Source organism: Caulobacter sp. GW821-FHT11A05 (assembly GCF_058809015.1).
Genome location: NZ_JBXASF010000009.1, coordinates 32,517 through 51,331, shown reverse-complemented (window position 1 = coordinate 51,331; position 18,815 = coordinate 32,517). Strand labels below are relative to the sequence as shown.

At 69.4% G+C, this 18,815-nt stretch carries 18 protein-coding genes; 4 read left to right on the top strand and 14 right to left on the bottom strand.

From position 1 onward, the window contains the following. Positions 1 to 17 precede the first annotated feature (17 nt). Positions 18 to 263, top strand: coding sequence for a hypothetical protein (locus tag AC1RSK_RS14025; protein ID WP_492908181.1), 246 nt, complete (start codon positions 18 to 20; stop codon positions 261 to 263). Between the two features lie 49 nt (positions 264 to 312). Here the strand turns inward: AC1RSK_RS14025 and AC1RSK_RS14020 are convergent, their stop codons facing one another. The 5 genes from AC1RSK_RS14020 to chvI form a co-directional block, all read right to left on the bottom strand. After that, on the bottom strand, positions 313 to 585 hold the full coding sequence (locus tag AC1RSK_RS14020; RefSeq protein WP_492908180.1) for an HPr family phosphocarrier protein: 273 nt from the start codon (positions 583 to 585) through the stop codon (positions 313 to 315). Next, positions 582 to 986: a PTS sugar transporter subunit IIA gene (locus tag AC1RSK_RS14015; RefSeq protein ID WP_271067181.1), complete on the bottom strand. Its 405-nt coding sequence runs from the start codon at positions 984 to 986 to the stop codon at positions 582 to 584. The genes AC1RSK_RS14020 and AC1RSK_RS14015 overlap by 4 nt, the downstream gene beginning before the upstream one ends. A 71-nt stretch (positions 987 to 1,057) precedes the next feature. Then, positions 1,058 to 1,492 carry an HPr kinase/phosphorylase gene (locus AC1RSK_RS14010; RefSeq protein ID WP_492908179.1) on the bottom strand — a complete coding sequence of 145 codons (435 nt, stop codon included), beginning with the start codon at positions 1,490 to 1,492 and terminating at the stop codon, positions 1,058 to 1,060. Continuing rightward, the gene (gene chvG, locus AC1RSK_RS14005; protein WP_492908178.1) at positions 1,489 to 3,126 is read right to left on the bottom strand and encodes a two-component sensor histidine kinase ChvG; all 1,638 of its coding nucleotides are present in this window, start codon (positions 3,124 to 3,126) and stop codon (positions 1,489 to 1,491) included. Before chvG ends, AC1RSK_RS14010 begins: the two co-directional genes overlap by 4 nt. Next, on the bottom strand, positions 3,095 to 3,805 hold the full coding sequence (chvI, locus tag AC1RSK_RS14000; protein ID WP_492908177.1) for a two-component response regulator ChvI: 711 nt from the start codon (positions 3,803 to 3,805) through the stop codon (positions 3,095 to 3,097). The genes chvG and chvI overlap by 32 nt, the downstream gene beginning before the upstream one ends. A gap of 202 nt (positions 3,806 to 4,007) precedes the next feature. Between chvI and AC1RSK_RS13995 the strand changes: the two genes are divergently transcribed. Continuing rightward, positions 4,008 to 5,720, top strand: a complete 1,713-nt coding sequence (locus tag AC1RSK_RS13995; protein WP_492908176.1) for a hypothetical protein — start codon at positions 4,008 to 4,010, stop codon at positions 5,718 to 5,720. A 287-nt stretch (positions 5,721 to 6,007) separates the two neighbouring features. Here the strand turns inward: AC1RSK_RS13995 and AC1RSK_RS13990 are convergent, their stop codons facing one another. The 4 genes from AC1RSK_RS13990 to AC1RSK_RS13975 all read right to left on the bottom strand — a co-directional run bounded on the left by AC1RSK_RS13990 (position 6,008) and on the right by AC1RSK_RS13975 (position 10,834). After that, a complete protein-coding gene (locus AC1RSK_RS13990) occupies positions 6,008 to 7,210 on the bottom strand; it encodes an OmpA family protein (RefSeq protein ID WP_492908175.1) in 1,203 nt (400 codons plus the stop codon). A gap of 290 nt (positions 7,211 to 7,500) precedes the next feature. Then, entirely contained in the window at positions 7,501 to 9,570 is a 2,070-nt protein-coding gene (locus AC1RSK_RS13985; protein ID WP_492908174.1) for an NAD(+) synthase, read from the bottom strand. 43 nt (positions 9,571 to 9,613) lie between these two features. Continuing rightward, positions 9,614 to 10,564, bottom strand: a complete 951-nt coding sequence (locus tag AC1RSK_RS13980; protein WP_492908173.1) for a division plane positioning ATPase MipZ — start codon at positions 10,562 to 10,564, stop codon at positions 9,614 to 9,616. A 138-nt stretch (positions 10,565 to 10,702) separates the two neighbouring features. After that, positions 10,703 to 10,834, bottom strand: a complete 132-nt coding sequence (locus tag AC1RSK_RS13975; RefSeq protein WP_492908172.1) for a hypothetical protein — start codon at positions 10,832 to 10,834, stop codon at positions 10,703 to 10,705. A 230-nt stretch (positions 10,835 to 11,064) separates the two neighbouring features. Here AC1RSK_RS13975 and AC1RSK_RS13970 point away from each other — a divergent pair, with 230 nt between their 5' ends. Both AC1RSK_RS13970 and AC1RSK_RS13965 read left to right on the top strand, forming a co-directional pair. Then, positions 11,065 to 12,891, top strand: a complete 1,827-nt coding sequence (locus tag AC1RSK_RS13970) for an ABC transporter ATP-binding protein (protein WP_492908171.1) — start codon at positions 11,065 to 11,067, stop codon at positions 12,889 to 12,891. Between the two features lie 22 nt (positions 12,892 to 12,913). Next, positions 12,914 to 14,863: a S9 family peptidase gene (locus AC1RSK_RS13965; protein ID WP_492908170.1), complete on the top strand. Its 1,950-nt coding sequence runs from the start codon at positions 12,914 to 12,916 to the stop codon at positions 14,861 to 14,863. 5 nt (positions 14,864 to 14,868) lie between these two features. Here the strand turns inward: AC1RSK_RS13965 and AC1RSK_RS13960 are convergent, their stop codons facing one another. The 5 genes from AC1RSK_RS13960 to AC1RSK_RS13940 all read right to left on the bottom strand — a co-directional run bounded on the left by AC1RSK_RS13960 (position 14,869) and on the right by AC1RSK_RS13940 (position 18,810). After that, a complete protein-coding gene (locus tag AC1RSK_RS13960; RefSeq protein ID WP_492908169.1) occupies positions 14,869 to 15,570 on the bottom strand; it encodes a hypothetical protein in 702 nt (233 codons plus the stop codon). 48 nt (positions 15,571 to 15,618) lie between these two features. Then, positions 15,619 to 16,449 (bottom strand): CheR family methyltransferase, encoded by an 831-nt coding sequence (locus AC1RSK_RS13955; RefSeq protein ID WP_492908168.1) that lies wholly within the window; start codon positions 16,447 to 16,449, stop codon positions 15,619 to 15,621. After that, positions 16,446 to 16,811 carry a response regulator gene (locus AC1RSK_RS13950; RefSeq protein ID WP_492908167.1) on the bottom strand — a complete coding sequence of 122 codons (366 nt, stop codon included), beginning with the start codon at positions 16,809 to 16,811 and terminating at the stop codon, positions 16,446 to 16,448. The genes AC1RSK_RS13955 and AC1RSK_RS13950 overlap by 4 nt, the downstream gene beginning before the upstream one ends. 123 nt (positions 16,812 to 16,934) lie before the next feature. Continuing rightward, a complete protein-coding gene (gene chpT / locus AC1RSK_RS13945) occupies positions 16,935 to 17,612 on the bottom strand; it encodes a histidine phosphotransferase ChpT (RefSeq protein ID WP_492908166.1) in 678 nt (225 codons plus the stop codon). A gap of 154 nt (positions 17,613 to 17,766) precedes the next feature. Further along, positions 17,767 to 18,810 carry an NAD-dependent epimerase/dehydratase family protein gene (locus AC1RSK_RS13940; protein WP_492908165.1) on the bottom strand — a complete coding sequence of 348 codons (1,044 nt, stop codon included), beginning with the start codon at positions 18,808 to 18,810 and terminating at the stop codon, positions 17,767 to 17,769. Between the last annotated feature and the right edge of the window lie 5 nt (positions 18,811 to 18,815).

Here is an 18,815-nt window from a genome sequence, read left to right as displayed (position 1 = left end):
AGCCGAAGCCTCTTCGCATGGCCGACATTCGTCCCACCAGCTGGCAGCCCGCGCCCGCGCCGACCACTTCGCCCGCCCGCACGGCGGCGCAGAAGGCCTTCTTCGACGCCGCCATGGGCCGCGCCTCCGCGCCGGCCGCCCCGGTTCCGGCGGCGGCTCCGGTCGCCGCGCCGGCGCAGCGGCCGTTGCAGGCGTCGACGCTGACTGAAGAGGCTCCGAAGAAGATTCTTCGGCCTGGGTCTCTGGTCGACATTCGGGTCTAAGGAAGCGGGGACACATTGAATTTCGCTCGCGAAATTCAATGTGTCCCCTCTACCGCTCTTCGTCGAACCGGTTGGCCACCAGCTCGCACAGCGCCTCCAGCGCCGCCGCCGCCTCCGGTCCCTCGGCGCTGATCTCGACGGTCGAGCCGATGCCGGCCGCCAGCATCATCAGCCCCATGATCGAGCGGGCGTCGACCGACTGGCCGTCGCGGGCGACCTGGATTTCGGCGTCGAAACTGCCGGCCAGCTTGACGAACTTGGCCGAGGCGCGGGCGTGCAGCCCCCGCTCATTGACGATTTCGACCGTGCGCCTTGCCGTCACTTATCGGCCGCCAGCATGTAGGAGGCCACGGCGATATACTTGCGGCCGGCGTCCTGGGCGTGGTGCACGCAGGCTTCCAGGGTCTCGCGGGTGCGCAGGGACGCCAGCTTGATCAGCATCGGCAGGTTCAGGCCGGCGATCACCTCGGCCCGGGTCTGTTCCATGACGCTGATGGCCAGGTTCGACGGCGTGCCGCCGAACATGTCGGTCAGCAGGATGACGCCTTCGCCGGTATCCACGCGCCCACAGGCCGCCAGGATGTCCTTGCGGCGCTTCTCCATGTCGTCTTCGGGGCCGATGCAGATGGGCACGACCTGCTCCTGCGGGCCCACCACATGCTCCATGGCGAAGACGAACTCCTCGGCCAGCCGTCCGTGCGTGACGATCACCAGGCCGATCATGCCTGCATTCTCACAAAATCATCCCCTTGCCCGGGGCCTTGGGAGCCGCGCGGGAGGCCTTGATACGCCCGTCAATCGCGGACTCCAACCCGTTCAAGTGCGGCGATCAGTTTCAGGGGGGCGGCGGGTTCGAACGGCCACAGGCGACGCAGGGGAAGGGTGACGCCGAGTCGCTCGGCCGTTTCGGGCTCGGGCATCCGCTCGATGGCGTCGGGATCGGGCTCGCAGGCGACGATCAACTCGATAGAGGCGTAGGGCAGGGCCTCGACCGGCGCGATCCCCAGGCCCCGCATCTCCAGCAACCCCGCCAGAGTCTCTGGCGCCCGGCCGAACAGCCGGCCCTCGCTGGTCCAGGCCAGCACCCGGTCGTCGGCGACCAGTCGCCCGCCGAGGCTTAAGGTCCGCAAGGCCAGGTCGCTCTTGCCGGCCCCCGACGGGCCTTCGATCAGCACCCCACGCCAGCGTCCGCCCATCCGCAGGGCGACCAGGCCGGCATGCAGAATCACGACCGGCTGTCCGGTAGGGTGACCTCGAAGCGGGCGCCGACCACCTTGCCGGCCTCGTCCGTGCGGTTGTGGGCTACCAGGACGCCGCCGTGGGCCAGGGTGATCTGGCGGGCGATGGAGAGGCCCAGGCCCGAGTTGCCGCCGAACGCCGCCCCCTTGGGCCTGGCGGTGTAGAACCGCTCGAAGACGGTCTCGAGGTTGTCCGGCGGGATGCCGGGGCCGTCGTCCTCGACCTCGACCAGCACCCGGCCCTTCTCATGGATCACGGTGACCCTGACCTCGCCGTCCTTGGGACTGAAGGAGCGGGCGTTGTCGATCAGGTTGCGGAACACCTGGCCCAGCGGCCCCTCCTGGCCGGCGATGACAGTCTCGCCCTCGGGGGCGGCCAGGGTCACCCGCGCCTCGCCGGGTTTGCGGGCGGCGTCGTAGATCGACAGGATGTCGGTCAAGAGGCGGGTCAGGTCGAAGCGCCGAAACGACTCCCGCGACAGCTCGGCGTCCAGCCGCGAGGCGTTGGAGATGTCGCCGATCAGCCGGTCGAGGCGGCCGACATCCTGCTTGAGGATGTCCAGCAGCTTCTCGCGCCCCGGCCCGTCCGGCACGATCTCCAGGGTCTCGACGGCCGAGCGGATGGAGGTCAGTGGATTGCGGATCTCGTGCGCCACGTCGGCGGCGAAACGTTCGATGGCGTCCATCCGGGTGCTCAGGGTGTCGGTCATCTCCTCCAGCGAGCGCGACAGATCGCCGATCTCATCCTGCCGGCGGGCCAGGTCGGGCAGGCGGATGGCCCGCGAGCGGTTCAGCCGCACCCGGTCGGCAGCCTCGGCCAGCCGCAGCATAGGCCGGGCCACCAGGGCGTAGAGCAGCACCGAGCTGAGCAGGGTCACGGCGATGGCGATCAGGGCGAAGGGGATCAGGGCCCGGCGCTCGGCGGCGATGATCTCGTCGACGTCGCCGGCCTCCAGGGTCAGGACGCCGAGCACCGCCTTCACCCGCTGCACGGGGATGGAGACGCTGACCACGGTGTCGCCGTTCTCGGCGATGCGGGTGTTGCGGACGGGCTCGCCGAGCATGGCCTCGCGCCACTCGTCGGCCAGGGCCCGGCGGGCCTTGTCGATGACCTTGGGATCGGCGTCGGCGTCCTGCAGCCGAAAGCTCGGACCGGTCTCGCCGCGTTTGCGGGCGGGCGGCAGCGCCTTCCATTCGACCCGGTCGTCGACGACATAGGAATCGGCCAGCAGCCGGCCCTGGTTGTCGTAGAGCCGCACGCGCTGCGAGCGCGGCACCTGCAGGAACTGCAGAAGCTGGGCGGCGCGGTCGGCTTGCAGGTAGGGGGCCGGCTCGCCCTGGGTGGCGGCCTCGGCCATGATCTGGCCGATCAACTCGCCCTCCAGGCTGAGGCTGTCGAGCCGCGCCTCGACCAGGCCGCGGCGAATCTCGTTGAGCACCAGGGCGCCGGAGATCAGCACCGCCAGACCGATCAGATTGAGGCCGACGATCAGCCGCCCCAGCCGCGATCCGCGCGACCAGAACCGCCACCGCGAGACGTGCCTGGGCGCGTCCGGCTGGCGGGACTGGGGCCTTACATCGGGCCTGGAGTCGTCAGGACTCGCGGTAGCGGTAGCCGACGCCATACAGGGTCTCGATCGCGTCGAACTCGTTGTCCACCTGGCGGAACTTCTTGCGCATCCGCTTGATGTGGCTGTCGATGGTGCGGTCGTCGACGTAGACCTGATCGTCGTAGGCGGCGTCCATCAGGTTGTCGCGGCTCTTCACGAAGCCGGGGCGCTGGGCCAGCGATTGCAGCAGCAGGAATTCGGTGACGGTCAGCCGCACCGGCTTGCCCTCCCACAGGCTCTCGTGGCGTTCGGGATCGAGGGTCAGCTTGCCGCGCCGCATCATCTTGGCGCTGGCCGCCGCCTGGGCCTCGGCGCTGGCGCCGCTGTCCTCGGGCGCCGCTCGTCGCAGCACGGCCTTGACCCGTTCCAGCAGCAGCCGCTGGCTGAACGGCTTGTGCATGTAGTCGTCGGCCCCGAGGTTGAAGCCGAGGATTTCGTCGATCTCGTCGTCCTTGCTGGTCAGCATGATGACCGGCAGCTCGCTGGTCTGGCGCAGGCGGCGCAGCAGTTCCATGCCGTCCATGCGCGGCATCTTCACATCGAGGATGGCCAGGTCCGGCGGATCGTTCTGCAGGGCCTCCAGGCCCGTGGCGCCGTCGTAATAGGCCTTCACGCTATGGCCGTGGCTTTCCAGCGCCAGGGAGACGGAAGCGACGATGTTCTCGTCGTCGTCCACGAGGGTGATGTTCGCCATGGTGTCCTTTGCCTTCGGGGGCGTCGAAAAGATGGATGGAAACTAACGCCCGCTACGCCCAGTGCAACGCATGGCGGGCGTCCATGGCCGCAATAGGCGCCGTAATAGGGCGAGAAGTCGGCGCACGGTATCGGCGATGATACGCTAAACGCCGCCTTAAGGCGTTGGGTTTAACAATGAATCCGGGAAAGTGGGGACCCGGATGGACCGCGGCCAGATTCACTACGAGCTTTTCGTGCGCCGAAACCCGGGTTCGGGCTGGGTGCTCGACCTCGCGACCGAGGATCGGGCCCGCGCCGTCGAGACCGCCGAAGCCCTGCTGGAGATGGGCCACGCCGCCGCCGTGCGGGTGACCAAGGAGGTCCTCGACCCGGACACCCGCGAATTCCGCTCGGTCACCATCCTCAACAAGGGCCTGCCCGAGCGCGGCAAGCAGAAGAAGGCCGCCGAACAGCGCGAACCCCTCTGCGTCAGTCCGCAGGACCTCTACACCCTCCACGCCCGCGAACGGATCGGCCGGCTGCTCGACAACTGGCTGCTGCGCCAGCGGGCCACGCCGTTCGAGCTGCTGCACCGCGCCGATCTGGTCGAGAAGCTCGACGCCTCGGGGGTGGAGCTGCAGCATGCGGTGCAGAAGGTCGCTGTGCCTGAGGCCCAGGCCCGCGGCGTCGGCGTGCATGAGATCATCCGCACCTTCCAGACCCTGATCGAGCGGACCATCGCCCGGCTGATCAAGGACCACCGGCGCGGCGCCTTCCCCGATTTCCGCAAAGAGACCTTCGCGGCCGCCGTCGAGCGGCTGTGGGGCGAGCCGGAGCGTGGCTACCTGCTGGGGGCCGGCGTCGCTGCCTACCTGGCCGGTTCGACCTCCTGGGACGACAAGATCAGCCGCCTGCTGGACTTGGCCGACAAGGCCCCGATGGAGGCCGGCGGCCGCACCGTCGCCCTGGCCGCGATCGAACAGCCGCTGTCGGAGATCGTCGGCGGTCGGGCCGGCCTCGGCGACCTGCTGGGTCCCGACCTCGACCTGGGCGACATGCTGGCCGCCATCACCCGCCTGGCCGGGGCCCGCGCCGTCGAGGCCCTGATCCAGATGGAGCCCACCGTCGCCAAGGTGATGCCGCAGCTGCCGCCCGGCGCCGCCCGCCTGGCCACCTGGCTGGACGGCGGACAGTTCGACAGCGTCCGCGCGGCGCTGGCCCAGCGGGTGTTGCGCGAGCTGGTCGGTCCCCGGCGGCTCAAGCCCGGCGACCCCGATGCCGAGATCACCTGCCTGCGGGCCCTGGCCATGGCCCTGACCGCCGCCGACGGCCGCATCCTGCAGCTCGAGGACGTTCACGCCGCCTTCTCCACCCGCTCGGCGACCCTGGTGGCCAGCGATTTCGTCGAGGCCCTGGTCGGCAAGGATCGCAGCGCCCGCGAGGAGGTCGAGATCCTGGCCCGTCTGGCCGAGAACGTCACCGGCGCGGCCAACAAGCGCCAGGCGGCCCGCTGGCTGGGGGCCAACATCTCGGCCCTGAAGTTCGAGAAGGAAATGCGTTACGGGCCCGATACGCCCCCCTGCAAGCTGACGGCGCTGGCCGCCCTGCAGCGCGGCATCGACCGCCTGGGCCTGCCCGACGAGGACCGCGATGCGCTGAAGGGTCGCCTCGGCGAGATCGGCGGCCATGTCGAGGCTGACACCAAGCTGGTCGCCCTGCTGGTCCGCGCCCAGGCGCCGGCCGTCCACAAGCTGAACCTGCTGCTGCGCCTGGCCGTCGGCGAGACCTGCCCGCTGGGACCGGCCGCCGATCGGGCGAGGGCCGAGGCCTTGAAGCTGACGCGGGTCCCGGAACTGCGCGAGGAGATCGCCCGAAGCCCGGAGGCGGCCGACAAGGTGCGCGACCTGCTGCGGACGGCGGGGCTGGCGGCTTAGTTTCCAAGAGGCGACGCGCGGACCCGCCTCCCTCCCCTTTTTGGGGAGGGACAGACGGCGAAGCCGTCAGGGTGGGGGACCCACGTTCAAGCTCGGACGTCGGAAGGTCTTGGAGTTCCATGACCTCAGGCTCTGGGTGCGCTGCATCCGACTTCCCCACCCGTCACGCTGCGCGTGACACCCTCCCCATGAAGGGGAGGGAGCGCGACGCCGGCGCATTCCCCATAGCAAAAGGGCCCGGAGTTTTCTCCGGGCCCTTCGCTTAAGCGTTGTCGCCTTGGATCAGATCAGAAGTTGATCGAGATCGTCGAGCGGCGGTTCAGGGGTTCCTTCACCCCGTCGCCAGTGGCGACGGCCGGCTCGGATTCACCCTTCCAGTCGACCGACAGCTTGCCAGCATCGACGCCGAGACCGACGAGGGCGTCAGCGACGGCCTTCGAACGGCGCTGCGACAGGCCGACGTTGTACTTCGCCGAACCGGACGTGTCGGCGTGACCGACGACGACGATCTGGGTGGCGTTGCCGGCTTGAGCGTACTGAGCCGCTTCCGACACCACCGCCTGGGCTTCCGGCGTCAGGATCGACTGATCGAACGGGAAGTAGACGATGAACTCCTTGGCCGCGTAGGCCGGCGGAGCCGGCGGCGGGGGCGGCGGGGGTTCAGGCGGCGGCGGGGGCGGCGGCGCCGGGGGTTCCGGCGGCGGCGGCGGCGGCGGAGCAGCCTGGGCGAAGCTGTAACGCAGACCGAAGGTCAGCGACTGGTCTTCGTACTGGCCTTCCAGATCGCCAGGATGCGGAAGGACGGCCGGGTTCGACGTGCTGACCGAGTGGAACGTCATGTCGTTGCCGTCGAGGTAACGGTAGGTGACGTCGCCGGTCAGGCGCTCGGTGATGTCGAAGGCCAGGCCGCCGATGAACTGCCAGGCGAAGGCCGTGTCGTCATCGTCGATACGCACAGCGCCGAACACCGGGTTGCCGCTGTAACGGCCGCCGATGTCGACTTTGGCGTAGTTGACCCCGAGGCCGGCCCCGATGAACGGTCGGAACGACGAATTCGGGAAGAAGTCGTACAGGACGTTCGCCATCAGGGTGACGGATTTGATCGAACCTTCGGGCGTCTCACAGTCGCCCGGGAAGGTCAGGTCGAGGTTACAGACGAACCCCGGCACGGTCGCGCTCGACCGGTTGTTGGCGAGCGGCGAATCAATGTCGCCGGTCCGGCCGCCGAGTTCCAGTTCGACGCGCCAGTGAGGCGAGACCTGGTAGCCCAGACGGGCGAAGCCCGCGATATTGTCTTCCTGCTGGATTTCGAAATGGTAGCGATCGCCGTCGGCGGCGGCGCCGGACGACGAGGTCTCGATCGCTTCGGGCGAGTGGTAGCCGAGGTCGAACGCCCCGTACCAACCGCTCTCCTGAGCCATGGCTGCGGGAGCCAGCGCCAAGGCGGCGATCGCACCCACACCGCTCAGCAACAGTGCTTTCTTCTTCAAGGTGAGCCCCTCACTCTATCGTTTTGCCAACGCGCCATCGCTCGGCATGGTCTGTACCGCACGGCATTGTCGGACCCCCTTCCGCTCGCCCGTTCCTTGAGAAGGAACCGGACATGCGAAAAGAACCCCTCCGGACCGCGGTCGACTGCTCAACACCCTTGGGTCCACAAGGTTCCCAAAAAAATGTCGGGCCGACGGCCTGCTGCGCACACCATGCGCGATGGCCGCGACCTTACGCCACGGGTTTGAGAATTTCCAGCCTTCCGTTGCGCTGCAAACGTCTTGCGCGCTCAGGCCTCGTCCGGAGTGTTGGCGTCCAGCTCCGCCAGCCAGGCGTCGACCCGGGCGTCGGACGGCATCCGCCAGTCGCCCCGCGGCGACAGCGCCCCGCCGGACGAGATCTTCGGGCCGTTGGGAATGGCCGAGCGTTTGAACTGGTTGGCGAAAAAGCGGCTCAGGAACAGCCGCAGCCAGGCCTTGATGGCTCGTAGATCATGGGTTTTTCGATCTTTTTCAGGGATTTCCGCCGGCCAGGGCCGGGTGCTGTGCGGACCCCAGGCCTCGAAGGAAAGATAGGCGATCCGCGACGGCGGGAAACCAAAACGGGCCAGGTAATGCAGGTTGAAATCCTGCAGCGCGTAGGGGCCCACGGAGGCCTCCGTGGACTGGGTTTCGCCGCTGTGGCTTGCCGGTATCAGTTCGGGAGAAATTTCGGAGGCCAGCACATCGCGCAGCACGTCGCCGGTGTTTTCATCGACCTCGCCCGAGCCAGCCACGAAGCGGATCAGGTGCTGGATGAGGGTTTTGGAGACCGAGCCGTTGGGGTTGTAGTGGCTCATGTGGTCGCCGACGCCGTAGGTGCACCAGCCCAACGCCAGTTCCGACAGGTCGCCGGTGCCGACCACCAGCCCGCCATGCTGGTTGGCCAGCCGGAACAGGTAGTCGGTGCGCAGGCCCGCCTGGACGTTCTCGAAGGTGACGTCGTGCACCGGCTCGCCCTTGGCAAACGGGTGGTCCAGGGCCTCCAGCATGGTCATGGCGGTGGGGCGGATATCGAGCTCGGCGGCGGTCACCCCCAGCGCCGTCATCAGCCGCCAGGCGTTCGACTTGGTCCCCTCTGACGTGGCGAACCCCGGCAGGGTCCAGGCCAGGACGTTGGTGCGCGGCAGGCCGAGCGAGTCCATCACCTTGGCGGCGACCAGCAGGGCCTGGGTGGAATCGAGGCCGCCCGACACGCCGATGACCAGCTTTTTCAGGCCCGTCGACTTCAGTCTCTGGGCCAGGCCCTGGACCTGGATGTTGTAGGCCTCGTGGCATTCCTCGGCCAGGCGGGCGCTGTCGCTGGGCACGAAGGGATAGCGCTCCAGCGGCCTGGCCAGCTCCAGCACCCCCTCGGGCGGGGCGATGTCCAGGGCGATGCGTCGGAAGGGGGTGCGGGGCCGGCTGACGGCCGCGTCGCCGAAGGTCACCGTGCGCCGCCGCTCCTGGCGCAGGCGCAGGATGTCGACATCCGCCATGGCCAGGGTCGAGGCGGTCGGGAAGCGCTGGCTCTCGGTGAGCTGGGCGCCCAGCTCGAACACCGCCGCCTGGCCGTCCCAGGCGTTGTCGGTGGTCGATTCGCCCGGGCCGGCCGCCGAATAGACATAGGCCGCCTGGCAGCGCAGCGACTGGCTGGCGCACAGCATCTGGCGCTCGCGGGCCTTGCCGATGACGATGTTGCTGGCCGACAGGTTGAGCAGGATCTCCGCCCCGGCCACTGCCGCCGAGGTCGAGGGCGGCTCGGGCGTCCAGACGTCTTCGCAGATCTCGACGGCGAAGGTCGCCGCCGCCTTGCCCAGCATCTCGATGTCGAACAGCAGGTCGGTGCCGAATGGAACGCTGTGACCGGCGACCTTCAGGGTCCGCCCGACGACGCCCAGGCCCGAGGCGAACCAGCGGCGCTCGTAATACTCACGGTAGTTGGGCAGGTAGGTCTTGGGCACCACGCCCAGGATGGTTCCGCCCTGGATGACCACGGCGCAGTTGTAGAGCCGGCTCTCGCCCCGCAGCGGCGCCCCGACCACGAAGGCCGGCCGCAGCGTCTTGCTGGCCTCGACCAGATCGCCCAGCGCCGCCTCGACGGCATCGAGCAGCGCCTCCTGGTGGAACAGGTCGTCGATCGAATAGGCCGACAACCCCAGTTCCGGGAAGGTCATGAGGGCGACGCCCTCGGCATGGCCCCGTTCGACCAGCGCCAGGGTCTCGGCGGCGTTGCGGACCGGGTCGGCGACGGCGGTCAGCGGCACGCAGCCGGCCACCCGGACAAAGCCGTGCCGGTAGGGCGAGCGAAAGGGCAGGTCGTTCAGCGCGCGCTTGGCCATGAACGCTATATAGAGGCAGGCCGCCGGATGGGGGAGGGCTCTCTCATCCCACGTGGTGCAGCACCGCCCCGCGTTCCTCGTGTGTCGCCCGTTCCAGCTCGCCCGGCTCGGCCTCGTGGATCAGCCGCAGGGCGACCAGCAGCGCCCGCAGTTCATCCCGCGCCGCATGGCGCGGCGAGCTGACGCCCCCCGGCCGCACCCCGGGAGCGAGGTCGGCGATGGTCAGGCCGAAGGGGAACATCTCGCGATAGGTCACCCGCTCGCGCAGCGACGGCCCCATGCGGAAGCCGACGTCATCGGCCAGGGCCTCCAGGCCGTGGGTCAGGCGCTCGCGGTTGCGGCCATCGGCGGCGGCCATGCGGTTGCGCATCACCACCCAGTCGAGGCGCCGGCCGTGGCGCTCGCGCGTGTCCCGCGCCTCCAGCACCACCTGGGTATAGAGGCTGGGCCGCACCAGTTGAAGGGTCGTGGGGTCGACCTGGCCCAGCACGTCGAAGTCGACGAAGCTGTCGTTCATCGGGGTGATCACCAGGTCGGCCTGCAGGTGGGCGCAGCGCGACACCGGGGTGTCGGCCCCGGGGGTGTCGATGACCAGCAGGTCGGAGTCGGCCATGGCCATGCCGACGGCGCTCTCGAAGCGGCGGACCGCCTCTTCCGGGTCGGCCATAGCCAGCCGGGTCGGATCCTCGGCCAGCTTGTATTCCAATGGCACCGGGGCCTCGACATGAGCGGCCGGCAGCCAGCTGCGGCGGTTGGCGAGGAAACGGCTCAGGCTCTGCTGGCGCAGGTCGGCGTCGATCACCGCCACCCGGGCGCCGCGATAGAGCATGGAGGTGGCGATCAGCGCCGCCAGGGTCGACTTGCCGGCCCCGCCCTTTTCGTTGCCGACGACGATCACCCGTGGCGGGGCGTCACGATCCTGTTCGGTTCGCGCGCCGTTGCGCCACCAGATCGGTTTTTCCCCGGTCGCCCCGTTCCCGTTTACCCTGTCCATGCCCCGTCCCTGTCCCCGTTCGACACGCCACAACGCGCGCCGAGCCTGGAGCCTGCAACCGGCAGGCCAGGGGTTTTTACCATAAACAGCTCAAATTGAGCGAATCGCGGTCGTTGAACCGGCGCCGGCGACCGGAATTCAGCGGATCAGCAGGGCGACCGCGAACACCGCCACCAGCGCCCAGGGCGCCGCGGCGATCGCCAGCTGGGCGGGCGAAGAGGGCTCGCCGGCCGACAGCGGTGAAAGTCTGAACAGATTGAACAGCCGCATGGCCGCAACATCCCCGAACGACGCCAAACCTACCCCGCAAACCTTACGCCGTCCTTGCGATCCCGATAGGTGACAAGATCGCGCTGCGAGAAGTTGTCGCATGCCCAAGGCGGGCGCAGGTCAAATCGCGGGCAGGCGGGTTACAGGCCGTTCATTTGCGCGTCAGGCGCCGATCGCTATCGTGTCGCCTGAAGGCCTGTGTTTCTCGAGGGCCCCTGGAGTTCCGCCGCTTGTCCAGCCCGCGCCAGCCCGTCCTCTCCCTGCGTGACCTCAAGGTGCATTTCGACACCCCCGACGGCGTCGTCGAGGCGGTGCGCGGCGTCTCCCTCGATGTCGGACAGGGCGAATGCCTGGGTGTGGTCGGCGAAAGCGGCTCGGGGAAAAGCCAGACCTTCATGACCGTCATGGGACTCTTGGCCCAGAATGGCACGGCCACCGGATCGGCGACCTTCGAGGGCGCGGAGCTGCTCGGCCTCAAACCCAGCGCCCTGAACCGCATCCGCGGCTCGAAGATGACCATGATCTTCCAGGACCCGCTCACCGCCCTGACGCCGCACGTCAAGATCGGCGAGCAGATCGCCGAGCCCCTGCGGCTGCACCTGGGCCTCTCCGACAAGGAGGCCAAGGCTCGGGCCCGCCAGTGGCTGGACCATGTCCGCATCCCCGAGGCCGGCCGGCGGATGAACCAGTATCCGCACGAGCTCTCCGGCGGCATGCGCCAGCGGGTGATGATCGCCGGGGCCATGGCCTGCGACCCGGCCCTGCTGATCGCCGACGAGCCGACCACCGCCCTGGACGTCACCGTGCAGGCCGAGATCCTCGACCTGATGGCCGAGCTGCAGCGCGAAACCCGCACCGCCCTGGTGCTGATCACCCACGACATGGGAGTCATCGCCCGCCTGGCCGACCGCGTCTGCGTGATGAAGGACGGCGCCTATGTCGAGGAGGGCACGGCCGCCGACCTCTTCGCCAATCCGCGGACCGACTATACCCGCAGCCTGCTGGAGGCCATTCCGCGCCTCGACCGGCTGGATCGCGGCGGCCGCCCGACCCTCGATGCGGTCCCACCCGAGGCGCCGATCGTCGTCCAGGGCGAGGATGTGAAGGTCTGGTTCCCGGTCCGCCAGGGGCTGCTGGGCAGGAAGATCATGCTGCGCGCCGTTGACGGCGTCGACTTCGCCATCCGCCAGGGCGAGACGCTCGGCGTGGTCGGCGAAAGCGGCTGCGGGAAGTCGACCTTGAGCCGGGCCGTCCTGCGCCTCTTGCCCAAGGGCAGCGGCGAGCTGGGCGGGGCCATCACCGTCATGGGCCGTGACATCACCAAGGTTGACGAGGAGGCCATGCGCAAGGCCCGCCGCGACCTGCAGATCGTCTTCCAGGACCCGCTGGCCAGCCTCGATCCGCGCTCGACCGTCGGCGAGTCCATCGCCGAGCCGCTGCGCGTCTTCCGGCCCGAGCTGAACCGCCGCGAGCGCGAGGCCGAGGCCGCCGCCATGATGGGCCGGGCCGGCCTGTCGCCGACCCTGATCAACCGCTATCCGCACGAGCTTTCAGGCGGCCAGAACCAGCGGGTCGGCATCGCCCGGGCCATGATCCTCAAGCCAAAGCTGGTCATCTGCGACGAGGCGGTCAGCGCCCTGGACGTCTCCATCCGCGCCCAGATCATCGACCTGTTGATCAATCTCCAGAAGGAGATGGGCATGGCCATGATGTTCATCAGCCACGACCTGGCCGTGGTCCGCGAGATCAGCCACCGGGTGATGGTGCTCTATCTCGGCCGGGTCATGGAGCTGGCGACGCGTGAGCGCCTCTACGCCGCCCCGCAGCACCCCTACACCAAGGCCCTGCTGTCGGCGGCGCCGATCCCGGACCCCGCCATCGAGCGCAGCCGCAAGCGCGTCCGGCTGACCGGCGAGCCGCCGTCGCCGCTCGATCCGCGCTCGGCCCTGCGCTTCCTGCCGTCGAAACTCGACCTCGACCCGCTGGCTCCCGTCTACATTCCGAGGTTGAATGAGGTGGAGCCGGGGCATCTGGTCAGCGAATACGATCCGGCCTGAGTTTTCTTTTTGGGGGCGTAAGATGATGATCCGCCGTGGTTTCCTGCTCTCGGGGGCGGTCGCCGCCCTGCTGACGCCCTTCGCCGGCGCCCTCGCCGCGGACGCGCCGCCGGTCGAGAAGCGCCAGGTCGGGACCCTGACCCTGGAGAATGTGCCGCAGACGCCGCCGGCCGTCCGCGAGGCCCTGCGCCGCTACCAGAACGCCCGCTCGGCCAGCTTCGCCAGCTGGCTGGACGACGGCTCGATGCTGATCGCCACCCGTTTCGGCCAGACCTCCCAGCTGCACCGCGTCGCCCGCCCCGGCGGCGACCGCACCCAGCTGACCTTCTTCGACGAACCGGTCGGCGCCGCCGAGGGCGTCCCCGGTTCGCGCGACCGGTTCATCTTCGCCAAGGACACCGGCGGCGACGAGTATTTCCAGGGCTATCTGATGGGCCTGGATGGTCCCGAAACCGTCTTCACCGAGCCCGGCACGCGCAACCAGTCGATGACCTTCTCGAAGGACGGCAAGACCCTGGCCTGGGCCCGGGTCGGCAAGGGCGATCCCGACTACGACATCGTCACCATGACCGTCGGCGATCCGGCCAGCCGCAGGAAGGTGCTGGACGCCACGGGCGCCACGGCCCCGATCGCCTTCTCGCCCGACGGCCAGACCCTGCTGCTCGGCCGCTTCATCTCGGCGGTGTCGAGCAAGCTCTACCGGCTCGACCTGGCCAGCGGCCAGGTCAGCGAACTCAACCCGTCGAAGACCGACATCGCCTATGGCGGCGGCCAGTTCGCCCCCGACGGCAAGTCCGTGCTGGTGCTCAGCGACGAGGGCAGCGACTTCAAGCGGCTGGTCAGCCTGGACCTGGCCACCGGCAAGTCGACGCCGATCTCGCCGCCGGACCTTAAATGGGACGTCGAGGACTTCGACCTCTCGCCCGACGGCCGGCTGCTGGCCTACAGCGTCAACGAGGGCGGCCGCAGCCGCGTCGTCGTCCAGGGCTTCCGCACCAAACAGGCCGTGCCGCAGCCCAACCTGCCAGTCGGGGTGCTGGGGGCCCTGAAGTTCTCGCCCGACAGCCAGGGGCTGGCCATCGGCCTCAACGCCGCCACCTCGCCGGCCGACGTCTATGTCTTCGATCCCGGCAACGGCACGCTGGCCCGCTGGACCTATAGCGAGGCCGGCGGCCTCGACCTCTCGGCCCTGCGCGAGCCGGAGCTGGTCAGCTTCAAGTCCTTCGATGGATTGAGCGTGCCGGCCTGGGTCTACAAGCCGGCCAGGATCAACGGCCGCGCGCCGGTGATCATCGACATCCACGGCGGCCCCGAGGGCCAGGACCGGCCAGGCTTCAGCACCCGGCGGCAATACTGGGCGGCCGAGCTTGGCGCGGTGACCATCGCCCCGAACGTTCGCGGCTCGGACGGCTACGGCAAGCGCTACATCCAGCTCGACAACGGCCCCCTGCGCCAGGACAGCGTCAAGGACATCGGCGCCCTGCTCGACTGGATCGCGATGCAGCCGGACCTCGATAAGGACCGGGTCGTCGTCTACGGCGGCAGCTACGGCGGCTTCATGGTGCTGGCCTCGCTGGCCGCCTACAGCGACCGGCTGGCCGGGGCCATCGACATCGTCGGCATCTCCAACTTCAGCACCTTCCTGAAGAACACCGAAGGCTACCGCCGCGACCTGCGGCGGGCCGAGTACGGCGACGAGCGCGATCCGAAGATGGCCAAGGTCTTCGACCAGATCTCGCCGCTGAACCTGACCTCGAAGATGCGCAAGCCCCTGTTCGTCATCCAGGGCCGCAACGATCCCCGCGTCCCCTGGACCGAGGCCGAGCAGATGGTCTCGGCCCTGCGCGGCCAGGGCGGCGATGTCTGGTACATGCTGGCCGGAGACGAGGGACATGGGTTCCGCAAGAAGCAGAACGTCGACGCCCAGCGCGAGGCCGAGACCCTGTTCCTGGAAAAGGTTTTCGCGAAGTAGTCCCGCTACTTGGGCCGGACCTCCATGCGGTAGGGGATGTAGAGCGCCAGCTCGAGCGGGGCCGACTGGTACCAGCTGATCGGCAGCTGCAGGCCGCTGACCATGACCCCGTAGCTGTCGCCGAAGGCGCCCGCCGTCTTCAGTGAGTCCTGGGCGACCAGGGCGATGACCTCCCCGCGGTACTGCTCTGGCCGGATCAGGCTGAGGTTGACGTCGTTGGTGGCCAGCACCTCGGTGCGGCCGGCCTTGGCGACCTTTGCGATGAAGGCGTCGACCCGTCCGCTGGCCCCGTCGAGGGTGTCGGTCGGCACGATGCGGGTCTTCACCAACAGGGTGACCTGGCTGGTGTCCGGGCGGCCGGCGGGGCCGATCAGGGTGTCGATCATCGTCTCGTCGATGCCGCCGACCACCTCCTCGCCGAGGCCCAGTTCGATGCTGGGATCCTTGGCCGCCGCGGCGATCAGGTTCTTCAGTGTGGCCTTCAGCTCGGCCCGCCGCTGGCTGGCGTCGCGCGTGTCGCAGACGACATTGACCTCGACCAGCAGGTTGTCGGCCCGCTTGCGCAGCACCACGTGCGGCGTCTGGTTGGCGTCGTACTCGGAGATCCGCGAGCCGGTGACCACCACCTCCTCGACGCCGCCCTCCTGGGCCAGGGCCGGTCCGACGAGCAGGCCGGCGAGCGCCAGGCCGATGATGAGGTTGCGCATGTGATGAAGTCCTCCCATCCGGGAGGGCGCATCAATCGGCGCGGCGCGTCAAGCCGCCGCCGCCCGGTAGGCCGGGTTGCGCACGTACAGCCCCGGCCGGCCGGTCACCGGCCGGAAGGCCTCGGTGCTGCCTTCGGCGGTCTCGCCCTCGCCCAGGATCAGCAGACCGTCGGCCGGCAGCAGGGCGGCGATGCTCTCCAGCACCCGGCGGCGGTAGGGGGCGTCCATGATACTCAGCACGTTGCGGCAGAAGATGACGTCGAACCGGCCCATGACGGTCAGGTCGGCGATCAGGTTGACCCGGCGCCAGCGCACCCGCTGGCGGATGCGCGGGGTCAGCCGCCAATTGTCCTCGACCTTCTCGAAATGCTGCAGCAGCTGGCGGATCGGCAGGCCGCGCTGGACTTCGAACTGGGTGTAGAGCCCGGCCTGGGCCTTCTCCAGCGCCCGTTCCGAGATGTCCGAGCCATAGATCTCGACCTGGGTCCCGGCCGGCAGGCCCTCGGCCTGCTCAGCGATCATCGCCAGGCTGTAGGCCTCCTGGCCGGTGCCGCAGGCGCAGCTCCACACCCGGATCGGTTCGCCGCCGCGCAGCCGCGCCAAGGTCGGCAGCAGCTCCTTCTGGAAGGCGGCATAGGGGGCGCGGTCGCGGAAGAAGCCGGTCTCGCCCTGGGCCAGGGCCTCAACCACCGCCCAGATCAACTTTTCCTCGCGCAGGGAGCGCAGGGCGGCGGCCATCTCCGGAATGCCGGGGAAGTTCTCGCGCCGGGCCAGCGGACCCAGGCGGCTTTCCAGCAGATAGGTCTTGGCCGGGTCGATCTTCAGGCCGGCGCGGGCGCGGGCCAGGGCGACGAACAGCTCGATGTCCTGCGGGCTCATACCAGGCCCGCCTCGGCGAACTTCGCCTCGATGATGTCGCCGTCGAACGGTTTCATGATGTATTCGCAGGCCCCGGCGTCCAGCGCCTCGCGGATGCGCTCCGGCTCGGTCTCGACGCTGCAGAAGACGACTTTAGGGGTTTCGCCGCCGGGCTCGGCGCGCAACAGCCGCAGGAAGTCGATGCCGTTCATCACCGGCATGTTCCAATCCAGCAGGATGGCGTCGGGCATGGCGGCGCGGCACCAGGCGAGCGCCTCCATCCCGTCGGCGGCTTCGGCGATCTCGAAGCCGATGTCCTCCAGGATGCGGCGGGCCACCTTGCGGATCACCCGGCTGTCATCGACGACTAGGCAGGTCTTCACGGCGTAGGAGAACTCCCAACTTGAGCCGTCCGTTGTGCGCCGCGTCGGTTAAGAGAGGGTGAGGGCCGTTAAGATTTTAAGCCCGAAGGGCGCCCTTCTCCCGCTCGCCGGGAGAAGGAAAACTCAGGCAGGCACCCACGCCGCCAGCGTCAGCTTCTCGTCGCCGGCTTCCACCGCCACCTGCCCGCCGGCCTGGGCCACCAGGCTGTGGACGTAGAAGGCCTGGATCCAGGCGCCGCCCATGGCCTCGCCCTTGGGCCTGCCGAGCAGGCCGCCGGCCACCTCGGGCTTCAACCGGATGCGCGGGCCGGTCCCTTCGAGGCTGAGGGCGATGCGGCCGCCGGCCTCGACCACCCGGGCCGTCACAGAGCCGCCGGTCGGCAGGGCCGTGCCGGCGATCTGGCAGAGGTTGAGCAGGGTCCGCGCCGCCGGCTTGTTGAGGCTGGCCGGGGCGACTTCCCAGACCAGGCTGGCCTTCATATGGCCGAACACGCTCTGGGCCAGGGTTTCCAGGTCGCGGGAATCGAACACCTCCACCGTCGAGGCCGAGCCGAACGCCGCCCGGCAGAAGGCCAGGAGGTCGGCCAGTTTGCGGGCGCTCTGGGCGATCAGCGCCATGGCGTCCTCGCGCATGTCCTGCGCGGTCGGGTCGTCCAGCAGGTCCAGCCCCGAGACGATGGCGCTGGCCGGGCTGATGAAGTCGTGACACAGCCGCGCCGCCAGCTGGGCGGCCAGGTCGACCGGATCGGCGATCAGGTCGGCGGCGTCGTCTTGAGGGAGGGCTTCGGCGGCGTTGGTCATGCCCGCGAGTCTAGCGGTGATTTGGCGTTGCCGCCAACGGCCAGAACCGGGCCTTCTCCCGCTCGTCGGGAGAAGGTGGCCGCGCAGCGGCCGGATGAGGGCAGCACCGGCGGTTGTGGGCTCGCGCGTTCTGGCTCGGGCTCGGAAGCTATCTTCAAGCCACCCTTTGAAGGGCGGCGCTGCCCTCATCCGACCCCCTTCGGGGGCCACCTTCTCCCGACGAGCGGGAGAAGGAATCGCGAGGCAGGCAGTCCAGCCCGACCAGCGTCTCGCGCACCGCCGCGTCGAGCGGGGTGTGCGGTTCCGTACCGAGGAAGTGGGTCAGCCGGGCGTTGTCCAGCCGCGCCGGGGCCCGCCAGAAGCCCTGCATCTCGACCAGCTCGCGCACCGTCTCGCTGAACGGCGCGACCAGCGGCAGCAGGGGCCAGGGCAGGGCCCTGACCGGAATGCGCGGGTTGCCAACCACCCGGCGGATGGCGTCGGTGACCTCCGCGCCGGTCGCGTCCCAGTGGCCGGCGAAGTGGAAGCGGGCGAACGGGCCCAGCTCCTGTTCGCGGCCGGCCAGCCGGGCGAAGGTCTCGGCCACGTCCGGCAGATAGGCCCAGGCATGGCCGACGCCGGTCCGGCCCGGCGAGGTGATGGCGGTCACCGGCTTGCCGGGCGTCACCAGGGCCTGGCTGAACCAGCCGTTGCCGGGGCGAGGCCCGAAATAGTCGCCGGCCCGCAGGATCAGCGAGCGTACGCCCTCCTTCGCCGCCGCTTCCAGCCGCGCTTCCATGGCCACGCGGATGGCGCCCTTGCGGGTGGTCGGATGCTGCGGCGATTCCTCGCCGAGCAGCGGCAGGGCGTCCGGCCCGTAGTTGTAGATCGTCCCCGGCAGCAGCAGCCGCGCGCCGCTCAACCTGGCGGCGGCCAGGCTGCTCTCCAGCATTGGCAACACCAGCCGCTTCCAGCCCCTGTAGCCGGGCGGGTTGACCGCATGGACGATCAGCTGGACGCCCTTCGCCGCCGCCCCGACGGCCTTGGCGTCGAGCGCGTCGCCCTTTCGCCAATCGAAGGCCGGCCGGCCGCGGGCCCCGGCGGCCGGGTCGCGGGCCAGGGCGCGGATGGTCCAGCCGTGGCGGGCCAGCGCGTCGGCGGTCTCGCCGCCGATGCCGCCGGTGGCGCCGAGGATCAGGGCGGTGGGGGTCTGGGTCATGTCGG

Bases quoted from the DNA above. Each gene is read 5' to 3' on its own strand.
- AC1RSK_RS13965 (WP_492908170.1), top strand. From the start codon at position 12,914: ATGATGATCCGCCGTGGTTTCCTGCTCTCGGGGGCGGTCGCCGCCCTG.
- AC1RSK_RS13975 (WP_492908172.1), bottom strand. From the start codon at position 10,834: ATGCGGCTGTTCAATCTGTTCAGACTTTCACCGCTGTCGGCCGGCGAG.
- AC1RSK_RS13960 (WP_492908169.1), bottom strand. From the start codon at position 15,570: ATGCGCAACCTCATCATCGGCCTGGCGCTCGCCGGCCTGCTCGTCGGA.
- AC1RSK_RS14015 (WP_271067181.1), bottom strand. From the start codon at position 986: ATGATCGGCCTGGTGATCGTCACGCACGGACGGCTGGCCGAGGAGTTC.
- AC1RSK_RS13985 (WP_492908174.1), bottom strand. From the start codon at position 9,570: ATGGCCAAGCGCGCGCTGAACGACCTGCCCTTTCGCTCGCCCTACCGG.
- chvG (WP_492908178.1), bottom strand. From the start codon at position 3,126: ATGGCGTCGGCTACCGCTACCGCGAGTCCTGACGACTCCAGGCCCGAT.
- AC1RSK_RS13995 (WP_492908176.1), top strand. From the start codon at position 4,008: ATGGACCGCGGCCAGATTCACTACGAGCTTTTCGTGCGCCGAAACCCG.
- chvI (WP_492908177.1), bottom strand. From the start codon at position 3,805: ATGGCGAACATCACCCTCGTGGACGACGACGAGAACATCGTCGCTTCC.
- chpT (WP_492908166.1), bottom strand. From the start codon at position 17,612: ATGACCAACGCCGCCGAAGCCCTCCCTCAAGACGACGCCGCCGACCTG.
- AC1RSK_RS13955 (WP_492908168.1), bottom strand. From the start codon at position 16,449: ATGAGCCCGCAGGACATCGAGCTGTTCGTCGCCCTGGCCCGCGCCCGC.
- AC1RSK_RS14025 (WP_492908181.1), top strand. From the start codon at position 18: ATGGCCGACATTCGTCCCACCAGCTGGCAGCCCGCGCCCGCGCCGACC.
- AC1RSK_RS13940 (WP_492908165.1), bottom strand. From the start codon at position 18,810: ATGACCCAGACCCCCACCGCCCTGATCCTCGGCGCCACCGGCGGCATC.
- AC1RSK_RS13980 (WP_492908173.1), bottom strand. From the start codon at position 10,564: ATGGACAGGGTAAACGGGAACGGGGCGACCGGGGAAAAACCGATCTGG.